Genomic DNA, 15,917 nt, shown 5'->3' with positions numbered 1-15,917 from the left:
CATTCCGATGACCGTTTCTGTCATCAAAACTTAGCGCGGGCTGATTAACGTGAGTGCTTTCACGGAGATCTCATGGCGGAACCCTCATCGAACGAACTCGGCCTCGATCCGGCCAACGAATCCCCCTTCAAGGGGAAAACCGGCCTGCGCCGGGTGTGGAATGCGCTGAGTTACTCGCTGGCCGGGCTCAAGGCCGCGTATCTCTGTGAAGATGCCTTTCGCCAGGAGGTCATGCTGGCAGCCCTGCTCGTGCCAACCGCCATTTTGCTGCCAGTTCCCTGGTTGGGGCGTGGCCTGATGATCGCCAGCGTCTTGTTGGTACTGGTGGTGGAATTGCTCAATTCGGCCATCGAGGCAGTCGTTGACCGCGTCAGTCTGGAAAATCATCGCCTCGCCAAACGCGCCAAGGATATCGGCAGCGCCGCCGTCCTCGTTTCGCTGCTGATGGTCATGGTGATCTGGGGCTGCGTACTCATGGAGATGGTCTGATGTCCCTGGCGATCGCCTTCGTCACAGAAACCTTTCCGCCGGAAGTCAATGGTGTCGCCATGACCATCGGTCGTCTGGTCGGCGGCCTGCGTGATCGCGGCCACCTGATCAGCGTCATTCGTCCCCGTCAGGACAAAGCCGATAACGGCGGTGAGCATGAACTGGCATTGCCGGGGCTGCCGCTGCCCGGCTATCCCGGTCTGCGCTTCGGCATGCCGGCCGGGCGCCGGTTGACCAGCCAATGGCGGCAGAATCGGCCAGACCTCGTACACGTGGTGACCGAAGGGCCGCTTGGCTGGTCGGCCGTCAGTGTCGCCCGCAAGCTGGGCATTCCGGTGACTTCCGGCTTTCACACCAATTTTGACCGCTACAGCGTGCATTACGGCATGGGCTGGATGCGCCCGGCGCTCTCAGCCTATCTGCGTACGCTGCATCGACGAACGTTGGCGACGATGGTGCCGACCGCTGCACTGGCCGCCGAAATGGCCGGTGAAGGGCTGACTGGTGTGCGCGTCGTCGGGCGTGGCGTCGATACCGAGCTATACGATCCGGCCCGGCGTAGCGCCGCACTGCGCCAACGCTGGGGTGTCGAAGGCGAAGGCCCGGTCTGTCTTTACGTCGGGCGGGTGGCGGCAGAGAAAAATCTGGCCTTGGTCGAGAAAGCCTTTGCGGCGATTCAGGTCTGGCATCCGCAGGCAAAGATGGTGTGGGTGGGCGATGGGCCATCCGCCCGGCAACTGGCGGTCGATCACCCCGATCATCACTTCGCCGGCATGCGAACCGGCGAGGATCTGGCAGCCCATTATGCCAGTGCCGATCTCTTTCTCTTTCCCAGTCTGACCGAAACCTACGGCAATGTTGTGGCTGAGGCGATGGCCAGTGGCCTGCCCGTCATCGCCTACCGTAGCGCCGCGGCAGCCGAGCTCATCGTGGCGGAGAAAAACGGCATGGTCGCCTCACCTGGCGATGAGCGTGCCTATGTCGATGGTGCCTTGTGGATGCTCGACGATCCCGAGCATCTAGCCGCAATGGCCAAGGCAGCCCGGCAGACGATGTTGCCGCGCAACTGGGCCGGCGTTGTCGAGGTGTTCGAGCGTGTCGCCCGCGAGGCGATGGCCGGTCGGGCCTGAAACGCTCAGGCGCGCTGGATCAGTTCGATCTTGTAGCCGTCCGGGTCTTCGACGAAGGCGATAATCGTCTGCCCGTGCTTCATCGGCCCGGCTTCGCGCACGACCTTGCCACCCCGTGCCTTGATCGCGCTACAGGCAGCGGCGGCGTCCGGCACGGCCAGGGCGATATGGCCGTAACCGTTGCCCAGCTCATAGGCCGGGGTGTCCCAGTTGTGGGTCAGCTCGAGGACGGCTTCGCTGGCCTCGTCGCCGTAGCCAACAAAGGCCAGCGTGAAGCGGCCGTCCGTGTAGTCCTGTCGGCGCAGCAACTGCATGCCGAGGATTTCGGTATAAAAAGCGATGGACTTGTCGAGGTCGCCGACCCGGATCATGGTGTGCAGAATGCGCATGACGTTTTCCTTAAAGCTGGGGAATTTTTCGGGCCAGCTGGCGCAGTTCAAGTCGCCGCGCCTTCCAGTCCGGACAGAGTTGTTCCACCACAGACCAGAAGCGCGGGCTGTGGTTCATTTCCTTGAGATGCGCCAGTTCATGGCAGACAACGTAATCGACGATGGCCAGTGGCATGAGTACAAGTCGCCAGTTCAGGGCGATGCCGCCCCGGTGACTGCAACTGCCCCAGCGGGTGCGGGCCGAGGACAGGCGCAGCGGTGGCAGGGCGACGCCAAGCAGCGGCGCGAAATGGTCCAGGCGCTCGGCAAAGACGGTGCGGGCTTTGTCGCGCAGGGCAGCTTCGAGCAAGGCGTTGGCGCTGTGCGTGATGTCGGGGCGCAGGTAAATCGTGCCCGGGCCAAACTGCCAGCGACTGCGCCCGATGCTGGTCAGCGTTACAGTCAATGGCTCGCCGAGTGCCTCGATCACGGTGCCGTCGGAGACTACAAGCGGCCCCAGTGTGACACGGTCGCGCCAGGCCGCCAGCTTGTCGATCACCCACTGGCCGTGTTCGTGAATCAGGCTTTCGATGTCGCCGAGGCGGGCGCGTGTGGGTGCGGCAACCCGCAAGCCGCGATGATCGACCGATAAGCCGATGGTCCGGCGCTGGCTGCGTCTGAGCTGATAGGCGACCGCCTGGCCGGCAATGACGATGCTGCGGGGTGGCTCAGGTGGCGTTATGCGAGGCATTCGAGTAACGATGCGGCGAAATGCGGTGCATCTCGTCCTCGATCCACGCCTCGGCGCGCTGATTGACTTCGGCCTCGGACATGCCGGTGGCGTCGAAAGCCGGGCCGATACTCATGGTGACGGTGCCGGGCGTTTTCAGGAAGGCCTGGCGCGGCCACAGTTCGCCTGCATCGTGGGCGACCGGCACGACCTTGCAGCCGACGTGGGTGGCAAGGTAGGCGCCACCCGGCTTGTAGCGTTTCTTGTGGCCCGGGGCGACGCGTGTGCCCTCGGGGAAGAGGATGACGTAGAAGCCCTGCTGCAGGCGTTCCCGGCCCTGGGTGACGACCTGGTCGAGGGCATCCTTGCCGGCGGCACGGTCGATTGAAATCATTTTCATGGCAGCCAGGCCCCAGCCGATCAGCGGTACGCGCAGCAGTTCCTTTTTGAGGACGAAAACGCAGTAGGCGCCATTCGGCACGAGGTCCTGGATCGTCATCGTTTCCCAGGCTGACTGGTGCTTGGCCAGGATGACGCACGGCTCAGCCGGCATGTTTTCGAGACCGATAACCTTGGGGCGGATGCCGAGGATGTTTTCGACGCCGAACTGCATGCCGAGGCGCCACAGCTTGCCGAAGCGATAGCCCCAGAGACCGCGCAGGAGCAGGGCGGCGATCACCACCAGCGGAGCCGAGAGCACCGACCAGACGATGGCGTAGGCCATGAACAGCGTCGAGCGCAGGGTCTTCATGGCGTGGTTTCCTTGAGGATGGCGTCGATGGCTGCCGACAGGTCCTTGAACTCCAGGGTGCCCGCGGGCAGGCTGCCTTCGGCCTTGGTTTTTTCGCCCTTGCCGGTCATCACCAGCATCGGCTGACAGCCGTAGGCGGCGCAGGCCTGAAGGTCGCGCAGCGAATCGCCAATAGCCGGGACGCCCTTGAGGTCGATGTTGAGTGTGTCGGAAATGCGCTTGAACATGCCGGGGTTCGGTTTGCGGCATTCACATTTCGAATCGGCCGCATGCGGGCAATAGAAAATGGCGTCGATCCGCCCGCCCAGGGCCACGACTGCCTTGTGCATCTTGCTGTGGATCTGGTTGAGCGTTTCCATGTCGAACAGGCCGCGGCCGACGCCCGACTGGTTGGTTGCCACGACCACCTTGTAGCCACACTGGGTGAGGCGGGCTATCGCCTCCAGGCTGCCCGGGATCGGCTTCCATTCGGCCGGGCTCTTGATGAACTGGGCCGAATCGAAGTTGATGACCCCGTCGCGGTCGAGGATGACGAGCTTGGTGGGCATGGCAGGCTCCCTGGCTTAAGCCGACAATTTCGAAATGTCGGCCACCTTGTTCATCGCCGCATGCAGCTTGGCGAGCAGGCCGAGACGGTTGGCGCGCAGGGCTGGATCGTCGGCATTGACCATAACGCCATCGAAGAAGGCATCGACCGGGGCGCGCAAAGCGGCCAGGGCCTGCAGCGATTCGGTGTAGTCACCGGTGACGAAGGCGGCATCGGCCTGCGGCACGACCTCGACGAGGGCGTCATGCAGGGCGACTTCGGCAGCTTCCCTGAGCAGGGCGTTATCGACCGTCGCTTCAACCGCGTTTTCAACCTTTTTGAGGATGTTGCCGACCCGCTTGTTGGCCGCAGCCAGGGCGGCGCCTTCGGGCAGTGCCGAGAAGGCGCGGACGGCGGCCAGGCGCTTGGGAATGTCGCCGAGGCGTTGCGGCCGCTGGCTGACCACGGCATCGACTTCCTGCGCCGTATAACCCTGCTCGCGCAGGCTGCCGGCGAGGCGGTCGTAAATGAAGTCGGCCAGTTCTGCTTCGGCGCTCTTGAAACCTTCCACGCTGGCAAAGGCGCGGCCGGCAACGGCCAGCAGGGAATTGAGCGGCAAGTCCAGATTGCCTTCGCTGAGCATGCGGATGGTGCCCAGCGCATGCCGGCGCAGCGCGAAGGGGTCGCGGTCACCGGTCGGGATCTGGCCGATGCCGAACATGCCGACCAGGGTTTCCAGCTTGTCGGCCAGTGCGACGACCGTGCCAACTTGGCCGCGCGGCAGGCTGTCACCGGCAAAGCGGGGTTTGTAATGATCTTCGACGGCATCGGCAACCGCCTCGGCGAGGCCGTCATGCAGCGCGTAATAGCGGCCCATGATGCCCTGCAGTTCAGGGAATTCGCCGACCATGTCGGTGAGCAGGTCGGCCTTGGCCAGCACGGCGGCCTGTTCGGCATGGTGGGCCAGTTCGCCGCCGCCAAGATGGTCGGCGATGGCGCGGGCAATCGCGGCGACACGCTGGACGCGCTCGCCCTGGGTACCCAGCTTGTTGTGATAGACCACCTTGCCGAGGCCGGCAACGCGGCTTTCCAGCGACTTCTTGCGATCCTGGTCGAAGAAGAACTTGGCGTCTGCCAGGCGCGGGCGGACGACGCGTTCGTTGCCGCCGATCACGGCAGAAGCATCTTCCGGGCTGATGTTGCTGACGACCAGGAACTTGTTGGTCAGCTTGCCAGCGGCGTCGAGCAGGGGGAAATACTTCTGGTTGGCCTTCATGGTGAGAATTAGACATTCCTGCGGCACGGCGAGGAATTCTTCTTCAAACTGGCCGATCAGGACGTTCGGGCGTTCGACCAGTGCGGTCACTTCATCGAGCAGAGCGTCGTCGTCAATCGGCTTGCCGCCAGCCTTGGCGGCAGCGGCGTCGAGCTGGCGGACGATTTCCGCCCGGCGTTCGGCGAAGGAGGCAATCACGGCACCATAGGTGGCCAGCTTGCCGGCATATTCGTCGGCATTGGCGAGAACGACCGGATCGATGGCCGCTTCGAAGCGGTGGCCGTGTGTTTCACGACCGGCGTTCAGCCCGAGAATGGCGAGCGGCACGACATCGTCACCGTGCAGGGCGACCAGGCCATGGGCCGGGCGCACGAAATTGACGCTGCTCCAGCCGTCCTGCAACTGGTAGCTCATGACCTTGGGGATGGGCAGTGCGGCGAGTGCGGCTTCGAGCGCCTTCTGCAGGCCTTCGGCCAGTGTCGCGCCCTTGGCCAGACTGTCGTAGAACAGGATGTCGGCCTTGCCGTCGTTCTCACGGCGCAGTGCCGGGACGCAGGAGGCATCGGCACCGAGGGCAGCGAGTTTCTTGAGCAGGGCGGGGGTGGCGTTACCGGCAGCGTCGAGGCCGACGGCAACCGGCATGAGCTTCTGGACGACCGGCTTGTCGGCGGCGACGGCGGCGACATCGGTGACGTGGGCGGCGAGGCGGCGCGGCGAGGCGTAGGCGGTGACGCTTGCAGCGGCGGTGGCGAGGCCGCTGTTTTTCAGCGACGCAGCAAGGGTGGCGGCAAATACTTCACCGAGCTTCTTGAGTGCCTTGGGCGGCAGTTCTTCGACAAACAGTTCAACGAGCAGATTCTTGGCGGTCATCTTCAAGCAGCTTTCTTTTCAATCTGGGCGAGGACTTCTGCGGCCCATTCCTTGGGGGCCATCGGGAAGCCGAGGCGGGCGCGGCTGTCGAGGTAGGCCTGGGCGACGGCGCGGGCGAGATTGCGGATGCGGCCGATATAGGCGGCACGCTCGGTCACCGAGATGGCGCCCCGGGCGTCGAGCAGGTTGAAAGTGTGGGCGGCTTTGAGCACCTGTTCGTAGGCGGGCAGGGCCAGTTGCTGGGCCATCAGATGGACGGCGGTTTCTTCGTGCTTGCCGAAAGCGTGGAAGAGGAACTCGACGTTGCTGTGTTCGAAGTTGTAGGCCGATTGCTCGACTTCGTTCTGGTGATAGACGTCGCCGTAGGTCAGGCCTTCCGTCCACGTCAGGTCGAAAACGTTTTCAACGCCCTGCAGGTACATGGCGAGGCGTTCGATACCGTAGGTGATTTCCCCGGTGATCGGCTTGCAGTCGATGCCGCCGACCTGCTGGAAATAGGTGAACTGGGTCACTTCCATGCCGTTCATCCAGACTTCCCAACCAAGGCCCCAGGCCCCCAGGGTCGGATTTTCCCAGTCGTCCTCGACGAAGCGCACGTCGTTTTTCTTCAAATCGAAGCCGAGGGCTTCGAGCGAGCCGAGGTACAGTTCGAGGATATTGTCCGGAGCCGGCTTCAACACCACCTGATACTGGTAATAATGCTGCATGCGGTTCGGATTCTCGCCGTAGCGGCCATCCTTGGGCCGGCGCGACGGTTGCACGTAGGCGGCTTTCCACGGCTCGGGGCCGATGGCGCGCAGGAAGGTGGCGGTGTGGCTGGTGCCGGCGCCGACTTCCATATCGTAGGGCTGGAGCAGGGCGCAGCCCTTGTCGCTCCAGTATTGCTGCAGGCGCAGGATGATTTCCTGAAAGGTCGGTTTTTTGGCAGTGCTCATCGGACGCAATCGGTGATGTTCTGAGACACACGATTTTACTTGCTTTTGCCACGGATGGCGCGGAACGAAGGCGGCGGCATGCTGTCTGCGGGATATCAGGATAAAGAGAGAGATTGCAGATGCAGAAATCGACGAATGTGCAAACGGCGACCCTTGCGGGTGGTTGCTTCTGGTGCCTGGAGGCGGCTTTCGAACAGTTGAAGGGGGTTGTTGGGGTGCGGCCCGGCTATATGGGCGGGGACGATCCACAACCGACCTACGAGGCGGTCTGTCGCGGCAATACGGGGCATGCCGAGGTCGTCGAACTTGAGTTCGACCCGGCCATTATCGATTTCGAGACCCTGTTGTCCGCCTTCTTCGCCATCCACGATCCGACAACCCTGAATCGTCAGGGGCATGATGTCGGAACGCAATACCGCTCGGCGATTTTCTTTCATGATGCCGGCCAGCAGGCGGTGGCCGAGGCGATGATCGGCCGCCTCAACGCTGAGGGGGTCTGGTCCTCTCCCATCGTGACCGAGGTCAGCCCGGCGTCGACCTTCTTTGTCGCGGAGGAATACCACCATCAGTATTTTCGTCGTAATCCCTATCAGGGGTATTGCATGGCGGTGGTGGCACCCAAGGCGCAGAAATTGCGGCTGGCTTTTGCCGATCGGCTCAAGGTTGGGTGAGCCGTGTTTTGATGGGTGGGCCTTGTAAATTGGCTTGGAGTTCCGCCTTGCTGGCAGGCGTACTTTCTTCTGGCGAAACAAGAAAAAGTGGGATGCCCCCTCAAGGGCAGAACCCTGAGTCAATCAGGCGATCAGCCTAACCAGGGCAGCCAAAACCCTGGCCCCCAACCCCGCATAACGCGTGAAATTGTTGCGGCAATGCAACACCAGATCCCGCTGCTGTTGGGTGCGATATTGACAATATCTATATAAATCAATACACTGCAATTAATGCTGCGGTGCAGCATCGGTTTCCGCGGCAAATTCCCTGTCTGGCTGCGGTCTCCAGCGCCCCTTTTTCCGGAGCCTGGCCGATGTCGTACCCCCTGTAACCGTTCGCTGTCAGACGATGTTTGTCGACAGTGGCAACAGTGAAGGAGGTCGCATGATTACCTCAACAGTTCTCCCCATGTCGATGCTGCGGCTTTCCAACGCCGCCTCGGCTCTGTTCCAGAAAGCCCTGATGTTTGCGGGCATCCTGTTTGTCCTTTCCTTGGCTGGCCTGCAAAGCGGCAACCAGACCCTGCTCGGGGGCTTGAAGGCGATTCTGCCGCTGTCCGAGGAAGTTTCTGTCGACGACGAAGATTTTGCCGTCTCCGACGAACCGGCAAGCGAGGCCCTCAATGCCCGCATGCTCGGCGCCATGGATTATGTTTCCCGGCGCTATCACGTCTCATCCGATGCGCTTCAGCCGATCTTCGCGACGGCGCAGGCGACCGGCCGCCAGTTGAAGCTTGATCCCCTCCTGATCATCGCGGTGATCGGTATCGAGTCGCGCTTCAACCCGTTTTCCGAAAGCGTTGTCGGCGCCAAGGGGCTGATGCAGGTGATGCCGCAGTTCCATCAGGACAAATTGCCGGAAGATGCCGATCAGGCAGCCTTCCTCAATCCGGTGATCAATGTTCAGGTTGGTGCCAAAGTCCTGAAAGAGTCGATCCGTCGCAATGGCGGGCTGGAAAGCGGCCTGCAGCAGTTTGGCGGGGCGAGCAGCGATCCGGGCCGGCGCTATGCGGTCAAGGTGCTGGCCGAGCGTCAGCGTATCGAGCAGGCCGTCCAGCATCTGCGCGCCACTGGTGGTACGCAGGCCTCGGCGGCGAGCCAGGCCAAGACCGGCTAAGCGGTCAGGGCGTTGAGTTCAGCGCCCTTCGTCAATAAATTCCAGCAGTTCGCGGACGAAGCGTTCGCGCTGCCACTGGTGTGGCGAATGGTCGGTGCCTTCATAAATGCGCAGCACGGCGTTCGGAATGTTGTCGGCCACGTAATGCGCCGTCGAAGCATGGTAGAAGTTGCTCTCACCGCCATAGACCAAGAGGGTCGGTAGCGGGATATTGGCTAGCACGTCGCGATAGTCGGCGGCGGTCAGGCTCAGCCAGCAATTGATCAACGGTTCCGGGTCCTGGGCGCGCAAGGCGGCGCGCGAGCGCTCCCACCCTGATGCATTTTGCAGGTATTTTTCTTCGGCGCGCTTGTTCAGGCCGTGTGCCGTCAGTTTCAGCACACCTTCGGCAAAGTCATCGTTCAGCCACGAAACCAGCTGGTGGTTACGATCGCTGCCAAAATCCCCGTAAATTCCGTGTTCCCAGTCGTCGGCTGTCAGCAGTTTGGGTGACTGGTCGATCAGGCAGAGCTTGCCAAGGCCATGTGTGCCGTGGTCGCGCAGGTATTGCCAGAGGGTCAGGGCGCCCATCGAGTGGCCGACGGCGGTGGCATCGTGCAGGCCGTAATGGTCAATCAGGTTCTTGAGGTCGCGCGCCATGCGCTCGACTGTCGCCGAGCCGGGGTGGTTCAGCGTATGGCCGCCGTGACCACGGGCATCCCAGCGATAGACGCGGTGCCGTGCATTGAGATCGGCCATGAAGGGGAACCATTCCTGACTGCTCGACGTCCAGCCATGGAGGAGGATCAGCGGCGAACCTTCGCCGGATAGTTTGACGTGAATCCTCTCGCCATCGTCGGCCACGAAATGGGTCATCGCTCGGCTCTGTGAAATTGCAAAGCCGCCAGTATAATCGCCGCCATCAATACGGAGGAGTATGGAAATGTTCGACTGGAGAGACTACGGCAACGGCATCATTGCCTTCGACGCCGGCTATGTGCGCCCGATCCTGGCCGCTATCCACATGATTGTCGATAATGGCCGCGTTGCTTTCGTTGATACCGGCAGCAACGACTCGCTGCCCAATGTCATCGCTGCCCTCGACAAGATCGGGCTGGGCCGCGATGCGGTCGATTACGTCATCCTCACCCACATCCACCTCGACCACGCCGGTGGTGCCGGGGCGCTCATGCGCGAATTTCCCAATGCCAAGCTGGTGGTTCATCCGCGCGGTTCACGCCATATGGCCGAGCCGTCCAAACTGGTGGCTGGCGTTACTGCCGTTTATGGCAAGGAATACGTCGACACCGTCTATGGCGAGATTCTGCCTATTGCTGCCGAGCGTATCATCGACGCCCACGAGGGTCTGACCCTGCAACTGGGTGGTCGCGAATTGCTGATGATCGACACGCCGGGCCATGCCAAGCACCACATCTGCATCATCGACCGTCAGGCCAGCGCCATCTTTACAGGCGACATGTTTGGCCTGTCCTACCGCGAATTCGATGTCGATGGCCGCCAGTTCATCCTGCCGACGACCAGTCCATCCCAGTTCGATCCGGCCGAAATGCGTGCCTCCATCGACCGTCTGATGAGCTACCAGCCATCCGCCATGTACCTCACCCACTACGCGCAAGTCACTGACCTGCCAGCCAAGGCGGTCGATCTGCATCGTCGGCTCGACCGGCACATCGCCATCGCCCAAGCTCACGCCAATGACGGCGAAAAACGCCATGCGGCGACCAAACAGGACCTGACCGCCTATATCCTGGCCGAACTGCGCAGCCACGGCTGTGCGCTGCCCGAAGCAACGATCCTGGAGATTCTCGCCACCGATCTTGAGCTCAATGTTCAGGGGCTGACCTGGTGGCTCGATCACCCCGCATGATTGGCTGATCGCCGGGCCTTGAGCCCGGCGCAGTTGTGGCTGCCATAGTGCAGGAGACGACAATCTAAGGCATGTGGGGTGTCGATGCCGGGAGTCGGCCTCCTGCAATCGTCGATGAAACCCGTCCGAATTGCGCATGTCTCACTGCTGCTTAAGTGTTAGCGTGGTGACGTCAATGCTTGAACCTGCGGGATAACCTTCCAATCGAGATGCCACTTCATGAAAAATAGTTTGCTTGCAACCGTGCTCTGCCTTGGCGTGCTCAGCACCATGGCCAATGGCAGTGCGGCAGACAATGAACCGCCAGGCTCAAGTAATGCGGTGAGAACGATTCCCTCCCTGGATGTCGCCCGCTATATGGGTACCTGGTACGAAATCGCCAAATACCCCAACTGGTTTCAGAAAAAATGCACTGGGGGCACCAGGGCAGATTACAGTCCCATGAGTGATGGCCGGGTAAAGGTCATTAACCGTTGCCGCATTGCGGGGGGCGACATGACCGAGGCGATTGGGGTGGCCAGGCAGGTTGGCCCTACCACGTCCGCGAAGCTGGAAGTCCGATTCGCACCCGCATGGCTGTCATTCCTGCCATTCGTGTGGGGCGACTATTGGGTCATTGAACTCGATGACGACTACCAGTTAGTCGCGGTCAGCGAACCGAAAAGAGAATACCTGTGGATCCTCTCCCGGACACCCAAGGTTGACCCCGTCAGCTACAGCGCGCTCTTGACCAAGTTGCGGCAGAAAGCATTTGACCTTCATAAGCTGGAAGTGACGCAGCAGGATTGATGGATCGTGCCTTGTCTCGCTGGTGACTGCTTTCCGGCGTTGAGTCTGAGCGGAGGGAAGTCGCTTCGGCGCCCGGAGCGGCCAGTCCATCGCTCGACTATGTCTGTCCGCTCACTTGTCGCCAACAGACCTTCACTGCGGTACGGGATTTTTACAACATTTTTACGGCGTAATCGCCAGAATAGTCAGCGTTTTTACACGGGGAAGCCTAGTCTTTAGCTATCCCATCTGAGGAAACGCGACATGGAATCCTCCACCACAACGAATGAACGGTCGGCGTTAAAAATTACGGCCTGACCGTTGTCATTTGCATCGGCACTACGCTCGTCGCTACCCCCTTGCTTGGTCATCTCGACCTGGCAAACATCGTGATGCTCTTCCTGCTGGCCGTTCTGGTCATTGCGGTCAAACTTGGCCGGAACGCTGCCGTATTGGCCTCAATTCTCAGCGTTCTGCTGTTTGACGTATTTTTCGTTGCACCGCGCTTTTCACTTGCGGTCAGCGATATTCAGTATCTGGTCACATTTGCGGTGATGCTGGTCACCGGCCTGACCACCGCTCACTTCACGTCGGTTCTGCGACAGAAGGCACTGGAAGCGGAACAACGCGAGCAGCGTACCGAAGGCCTTTATCAGTTGGCTCGCCAACTGGCCGGAACGCTGACCACGGAACAGGTGGTCGAAATTGCCAAAGGGTTTGTCAAAGAGCAGTTAGCGGCCGAATGTGCCATCTTGGTCCCGGACGATCTCCGGAAGAATTTGGCCCGCACGAGTCCTGCCTGTTCGCTGCCTATTGAAAGCCATTTGGCGAAAGTTGCCCTGGAGAGCGGCAAACTGGTTCGCAGCGATGAAATGAGCGGCATGGGCTATGCCCCGCTCTATCTGCCGCTCCACGCTTCCATGCGAATTCGCGGTGTATTGGCTGTGCGCTTTGCCGACAATTCCACTGAGCCATCGTCGGATACGATTTCCCTGCTTGAAGCACTGGCTTCATTGCTGGCGGTCGCTTTGGAACGCCTGCACTACGTCGAGATTGCCCAGGCTACCGAGGTCAAGATGCTGACCGAGCGGCTGCGCAGTTCGATTTTGTCTGCGCTTTCTCACGACCTGCGAACCCCCCTGACGGCAATGGTTGGACTGGCTGACTCGCTATTTCTGATTAAACCGGCTTTGCCTTCGGCGGCACTGGAAACAGCGCAGGCGCTGCACGAGCAGTCGGCTCGGCTGGCTGGAATGGTTGGCAACCTGCTTGACATGGCCCGTCTCAATGCCGGTGAAGTGACGCTCCGTCGAGAGTGGCAGCCCCTGGAAGAAGTCGTGGGTGCTGGTATCAAGCTGCTTGGTAACGCCTTGGCTGACCACCCGGTCAAGGTTGAATTGCCGGCCGATTTGCCGCTCCTTGAATTCGATGCGGTGCTGGTCGAGCGTGTGCTCTGCAATCTGCTGGAGAACGCCGCGAAATATGCGCCGCCTCACACCTCGATTGAACTGTCGGCGCAACGTACCGGCAACACTGTCGCAGTGATGGTCAAGGATCGTGGCATTGGATTTCCGGAGCATCGCGGCGATGAACTGTTCAACATGTTCGTTCGGGGCCAAGCCGAGTCGGGCAAACCGGGCGTTGGCTTGGGTCTGGCTATCTGTAAGGCGATCGTGGAAGCGCATGGCGGGCATATTCATGCCGAGAATCGGCCCGACGGTGGTGCTTGTGTCACTTTTACCCTACCCGTTGGCAATCCCCCTGTCGTCGAGGAGGAACCGGCATGAATACGCCCGCCAAAGTTCTGGTGATCGAGGATGAAAAGCAGATTCGCCGTTTTGTGCGAGCTGCGCTGGAAGAAGAGGGGTGTCAGGTCGCTGAAGCTGAAACCATGGCACATGGCCTGATTGAGGCAGGTTCCCGGAAGCCGGATTTGCTCATTCTGGACCTTGGACTTCCGGATGGAAACGGTATTGACCTGATCCGTGACCTGCGTGGCTGGTCGGATGTGCCTGTCCTCATTCTCTCGGCCCGCTCCCAGGAAAATGACAAGATTGATGCCCTCGATGCCGGTGCTGACGACTATCTGACCAAGCCCTTCAGCGTCGGAGAATTGCGCGCACGTGTTCGCGCATTATTGCGGCGGCGTAGCCGCAGCGGTGAGACGGCATCCCCTGTCATCGAATTCGGCACCGTGATGGTGGACCTGTCGCGGCGGGCAGTCAGCCGTGCGGGTGAACCAGTGCATCTGACACCCCTCGAATATCGCTTGTTATCGGCCTTGCTGGCACAGCCCGGCAAAGTGCTTACACAGCGTAATTTGCTCAGGGAAATCTGGGGGCCTTCGTATATCGAGAGCAGCCACTATCTGCGGGTCTATGTCGGACATCTCCGCCAAAAACTGGAAGGCGACCCAGCACAACCCAAACATATTCTGACTGAAACCGGTGTGGGCTATCGCTTCCAGCCCTAAGGGAAAATCATGCAACAAGTACAAGACAAGAAGCGTCTGGCGACGCTGACCATGGCGGCGCTCGGCGTTGTTTATGGTGATATTGGCACCAGTCCCCTCTACGCCATCAAGGAAGTCTTCGGGGGAGCTCACCATCCGGTGCCAATTACACCGGAGAATGTGCTGGGTATCCTTTCGCTCTTTTTCTGGACGCTCATCATCGTGGTGACGGTGAAGTATGTTTCCTTCATCATGCGCGCCAACAATAAAGGTGAGGGCGGCATCATCGCCCTGATGACCTTGGCCCTGCACAAAGGAACGCCCGGCACCTTGCAGCAGAAGCTGCTGGTCATCCTGGGGTTGTTTGGCGCAGCATTGTTTTACGGTGATGGCGTAATCACGCCGGCAATTTCCGTTCTTTCTGCCGTTGAGGGACTGGAACTCATCACGCCCGCATTCAAGCCCTATATCCTGCCCATTTCGCTGGTCGTCCTGGTCGGACTGTTCCTGTTTCAGCGACGCGGAACCGCCAGTGTCGGCGCCCTGTTCGGCCAGGTCATGGTTATCTGGTTTGCAGTGTTGGCGCTGCTCGGGATCCTGGCTATCGTCGACAACCCGGCGGTACTGGCGGCCGTCAATCCGCTCCATGCACTTTGGTTCATCACCGGTAACTCGTTGCTCGGATTCTTTGCCTTGGGGGCGGTGGTTCTGTGCATCACTGGTGCGGAAGCGCTTTATGCTGACATGGGCCACTTTGGTGCCAAGCCGATTCAGTACGCCTGGCTGGGTTACGTCATGCCGGCCTTGCTCATCAATTACTTCGGCCAAGGCGCGCTGTTGCTGGCCGATCCGAGCGCCGTGGAGAATCCGTTTTATCGACTGGCGCCGGAATGGGCCATATTTCCCTTGGTGATGTTGTCCACGATCGCCTCCGTTATCGCCTCGCAAGCCGTCATTTCCGGTGCCTTCTCGATTACCCAGCAGGCAATTCAACTGGGCTACACACCGCGCCTGGAAATCCAGCATACCTCGGACAGGGAAATCGGCCAGATATATCTGCCGGGCATCAACTGGCTATTGCTGGTCGCTATCATCGCGCTCGTTATCGAGTTCGGTTCGTCGTCGAATCTGGCTGCGGCCTACGGGATTGCGGTGACGGGCACGATGTTGATTACCAATATTCTGGCGATTGCCGTAGCTATCCGACTTTGGGGCTGGAGCCCCGTGAGGGCGGTTCTCGGCGCCTTGCCATTCATCTGTATAGACCTCGGCTTTTTCCTTGCCAATTCCGTGAAAATTCCGGACGGCGGTTGGTTCCCGTTGGTATTTGGTCTGGCCATCTTCATTCTGCTCACAACCTGGAAGCGTGGCCGTGAACTTCTCAGCGAACGACTGGCAGCAGATGCCATGGAGTTGAACTCGTTCATCGCCAGCATTGCTGAGGGTGGCGTCGAGCGCGTCGCGGGGACCGCCGTGTTTCTGACACCAAACCCCAAATTGGTGCCACATGCGATGCTACACAGCCTCAAACATTACAAAGCATTGCACGAGCAGGTCATCGTTCTCAGTGTCGAAGTGTTCGATGTGCCCTATGTGCCCGATGTGGACCGGGTCGAAGTGCATCGTTTAGATGGAAACTTCAGTCAAATCATCGTTCAATATGGTTTCAAGGATGAGCCGGATATCCCCGCTGCGCTGAAATTATGTGCAGAGGCCGGCTTGGATATTGACATGATGGATACATCGTTCTTCCTTGGCAGGGAGACGTTAATCCCGAAACTCGGTTCCGAAATGGCCTATTGGCGGGAGTTGATTTTTGTGGCGATGTTCCGGAATGCAGGGAGTGCGACGGCGTTTTTCAAGATTCCGTCAAACCGCGTTGTGGAACTTGGTTCGCAGGTTGTTCTGTAGCGTGAGCGAACGGCCGC

At 60.3% G+C, this 15,917-nt stretch carries 16 protein-coding genes; 9 read left to right on the top strand and 7 right to left on the bottom strand.

All coding sequences use genetic code 11. From position 1 onward, the window contains the following. Nucleotides 1-72 precede the first annotated feature (72 nt). Together HYN24_RS13135 and HYN24_RS13130 are read left to right on the top strand one after the other, a co-directional pair. Entirely contained in the window at nucleotides 73-489 is a 417-nt protein-coding gene (locus HYN24_RS13135; protein ID WP_117609666.1) for a diacylglycerol kinase, read from the top strand. Further along, nucleotides 489-1,619, top strand: coding sequence for a glycosyltransferase family 1 protein (locus HYN24_RS13130; RefSeq protein WP_117609665.1), 1,131 nt, complete (start codon nucleotides 489-491; stop codon nucleotides 1,617-1,619). The genes HYN24_RS13135 and HYN24_RS13130 overlap by 1 nt, the downstream gene beginning before the upstream one ends. A 5-nt stretch (nucleotides 1,620-1,624) precedes the next feature. Here the strand turns inward: HYN24_RS13130 and gloA are convergent, their stop codons facing one another. Genes gloA through glyQ form a run of 6 tightly spaced genes read right to left on the bottom strand, consistent with a single transcriptional unit; the run spans nucleotide 1,625 to nucleotide 7,075 of the window. Then, a complete protein-coding gene (gene gloA / locus HYN24_RS13125) occupies nucleotides 1,625-2,008 on the bottom strand; it encodes a lactoylglutathione lyase (protein WP_117609664.1) in 384 nt (127 codons plus the stop codon). A gap of 10 nt (nucleotides 2,009-2,018) precedes the next feature. Beyond that, a complete protein-coding gene (locus HYN24_RS13120; RefSeq protein ID WP_117610387.1) occupies nucleotides 2,019-2,738 on the bottom strand; it encodes a M48 family metallopeptidase in 720 nt (239 codons plus the stop codon). Further along, nucleotides 2,716-3,468 carry a 1-acyl-sn-glycerol-3-phosphate acyltransferase gene (locus HYN24_RS13115; protein ID WP_117609663.1) on the bottom strand — a complete coding sequence of 251 codons (753 nt, stop codon included), beginning with the start codon at nucleotides 3,466-3,468 and terminating at the stop codon, nucleotides 2,716-2,718. Before HYN24_RS13115 ends, HYN24_RS13120 begins: the two co-directional genes overlap by 23 nt. Continuing rightward, the gene (gene gmhB, locus HYN24_RS13110; protein ID WP_117609662.1) at nucleotides 3,465-4,016 is read right to left on the bottom strand and encodes a D-glycero-beta-D-manno-heptose 1,7-bisphosphate 7-phosphatase; all 552 of its coding nucleotides are present in this window, start codon (nucleotides 4,014-4,016) and stop codon (nucleotides 3,465-3,467) included. The genes HYN24_RS13115 and gmhB overlap by 4 nt, the downstream gene beginning before the upstream one ends. A gap of 15 nt (nucleotides 4,017-4,031) precedes the next feature. Then, nucleotides 4,032-6,140 carry a glycine--tRNA ligase subunit beta gene (gene glyS, locus HYN24_RS13105; RefSeq protein WP_117609661.1) on the bottom strand — a complete coding sequence of 703 codons (2,109 nt, stop codon included), beginning with the start codon at nucleotides 6,138-6,140 and terminating at the stop codon, nucleotides 4,032-4,034. Nucleotides 6,141-6,142: 2 nt separating this feature from the next. After that, complete coding sequence (gene glyQ, locus HYN24_RS13100) at nucleotides 6,143-7,075, bottom strand: glycine--tRNA ligase subunit alpha (RefSeq protein ID WP_117609660.1); 933 nt, start codon at nucleotides 7,073-7,075, stop codon at nucleotides 6,143-6,145. 119 nt (nucleotides 7,076-7,194) lie between these two features. Between glyQ and msrA the strand changes: the two genes are divergently transcribed. Together msrA and HYN24_RS13090 are read left to right on the top strand one after the other, a co-directional pair. Then, nucleotides 7,195-7,746 carry a peptide-methionine (S)-S-oxide reductase MsrA gene (gene msrA, locus HYN24_RS13095; protein WP_117609659.1) on the top strand — a complete coding sequence of 184 codons (552 nt, stop codon included), beginning with the start codon at nucleotides 7,195-7,197 and terminating at the stop codon, nucleotides 7,744-7,746. A gap of 424 nt (nucleotides 7,747-8,170) precedes the next feature. Continuing rightward, nucleotides 8,171-8,902 carry a transglycosylase SLT domain-containing protein gene (locus HYN24_RS13090; RefSeq protein ID WP_117610386.1) on the top strand — a complete coding sequence of 244 codons (732 nt, stop codon included), beginning with the start codon at nucleotides 8,171-8,173 and terminating at the stop codon, nucleotides 8,900-8,902. 18 nt (nucleotides 8,903-8,920) lie between these two features. Here the strand turns inward: HYN24_RS13090 and HYN24_RS13085 are convergent, their stop codons facing one another. Beyond that, entirely contained in the window at nucleotides 8,921-9,757 is an 837-nt protein-coding gene (locus HYN24_RS13085) for an alpha/beta fold hydrolase (RefSeq protein WP_117609658.1), read from the bottom strand. Between the two features lie 67 nt (nucleotides 9,758-9,824). Here HYN24_RS13085 and HYN24_RS13080 point away from each other — a divergent pair, with 67 nt between their 5' ends. The 5 genes from HYN24_RS13080 (at nucleotide 9,825) to HYN24_RS13060 (ending at nucleotide 15,900) form a co-directional block, all read left to right on the top strand. After that, nucleotides 9,825-10,769 carry an MBL fold metallo-hydrolase gene (locus HYN24_RS13080; protein WP_117610385.1) on the top strand — a complete coding sequence of 315 codons (945 nt, stop codon included), beginning with the start codon at nucleotides 9,825-9,827 and terminating at the stop codon, nucleotides 10,767-10,769. Nucleotides 10,770-10,988: 219 nt separating this feature from the next. Beyond that, nucleotides 10,989-11,558: a lipocalin family protein gene (locus HYN24_RS13075; RefSeq protein WP_117609657.1), complete on the top strand. Its 570-nt coding sequence runs from the start codon at nucleotides 10,989-10,991 to the stop codon at nucleotides 11,556-11,558. 293 nt (nucleotides 11,559-11,851) lie between these two features. Then, nucleotides 11,852-13,324, top strand: coding sequence for a DUF4118 domain-containing protein (locus tag HYN24_RS13070; RefSeq protein WP_256372110.1), 1,473 nt, complete (start codon nucleotides 11,852-11,854; stop codon nucleotides 13,322-13,324). Beyond that, entirely contained in the window at nucleotides 13,321-14,010 is a 690-nt protein-coding gene (kdpE, locus tag HYN24_RS13065) for a two-component system response regulator KdpE (protein ID WP_117609655.1), read from the top strand. Before HYN24_RS13070 ends, kdpE begins: the two co-directional genes overlap by 4 nt. Nucleotides 14,011-14,019: 9 nt before the next feature. After that, nucleotides 14,020-15,900, top strand: coding sequence for a potassium transporter Kup (locus HYN24_RS13060; RefSeq protein ID WP_117609654.1), 1,881 nt, complete (start codon nucleotides 14,020-14,022; stop codon nucleotides 15,898-15,900). Nucleotides 15,901-15,917: the final 17 nt, after the last annotated feature.

This window comes from Dechloromonas sp. HYN0024 (assembly GCF_003441615.1).
Classification (GTDB): domain Bacteria; phylum Pseudomonadota; class Gammaproteobacteria; order Burkholderiales; family Rhodocyclaceae; genus Azonexus.
Note: the sequence above shows the minus strand (reverse complement) of the source record. Positions and strands in the feature narration are given on the sequence as shown.

Excerpts from the sequence above, each read along its gene's own strand:
- HYN24_RS13135 (WP_117609666.1), top strand. The coding sequence starts at position 73 with ATGGCGGAACCCTCATCGAACGAACTCGGCCTCGATCCGGCCAACGAA.
- HYN24_RS13130 (WP_117609665.1), top strand. The coding sequence starts at position 489 with ATGTCCCTGGCGATCGCCTTCGTCACAGAAACCTTTCCGCCGGAAGTC.
- gloA (WP_117609664.1), bottom strand. The coding sequence starts at position 2,008 with ATGCGCATTCTGCACACCATGATCCGGGTCGGCGACCTCGACAAGTCC.
- HYN24_RS13120 (WP_117610387.1), bottom strand. The coding sequence starts at position 2,738 with ATGCCTCGCATAACGCCACCTGAGCCACCCCGCAGCATCGTCATTGCC.
- HYN24_RS13115 (WP_117609663.1), bottom strand. The coding sequence starts at position 3,468 with ATGAAGACCCTGCGCTCGACGCTGTTCATGGCCTACGCCATCGTCTGG.
- gmhB (WP_117609662.1), bottom strand. The coding sequence starts at position 4,016 with ATGCCCACCAAGCTCGTCATCCTCGACCGCGACGGGGTCATCAACTTC.
- glyS (WP_117609661.1), bottom strand. The coding sequence starts at position 6,140 with ATGACCGCCAAGAATCTGCTCGTTGAACTGTTTGTCGAAGAACTGCCG.
- glyQ (WP_117609660.1), bottom strand. The coding sequence starts at position 7,075 with ATGAGCACTGCCAAAAAACCGACCTTTCAGGAAATCATCCTGCGCCTG.
- msrA (WP_117609659.1), top strand. The coding sequence starts at position 7,195 with ATGCAGAAATCGACGAATGTGCAAACGGCGACCCTTGCGGGTGGTTGC.
- HYN24_RS13090 (WP_117610386.1), top strand. The coding sequence starts at position 8,171 with ATGATTACCTCAACAGTTCTCCCCATGTCGATGCTGCGGCTTTCCAAC.
- HYN24_RS13085 (WP_117609658.1), bottom strand. The coding sequence starts at position 9,757 with ATGACCCATTTCGTGGCCGACGATGGCGAGAGGATTCACGTCAAACTA.
- HYN24_RS13080 (WP_117610385.1), top strand. The coding sequence starts at position 9,825 with ATGTTCGACTGGAGAGACTACGGCAACGGCATCATTGCCTTCGACGCC.
- HYN24_RS13075 (WP_117609657.1), top strand. The coding sequence starts at position 10,989 with ATGAAAAATAGTTTGCTTGCAACCGTGCTCTGCCTTGGCGTGCTCAGC.
- kdpE (WP_117609655.1), top strand. The coding sequence starts at position 13,321 with ATGAATACGCCCGCCAAAGTTCTGGTGATCGAGGATGAAAAGCAGATT.
- HYN24_RS13060 (WP_117609654.1), top strand. The coding sequence starts at position 14,020 with ATGCAACAAGTACAAGACAAGAAGCGTCTGGCGACGCTGACCATGGCG.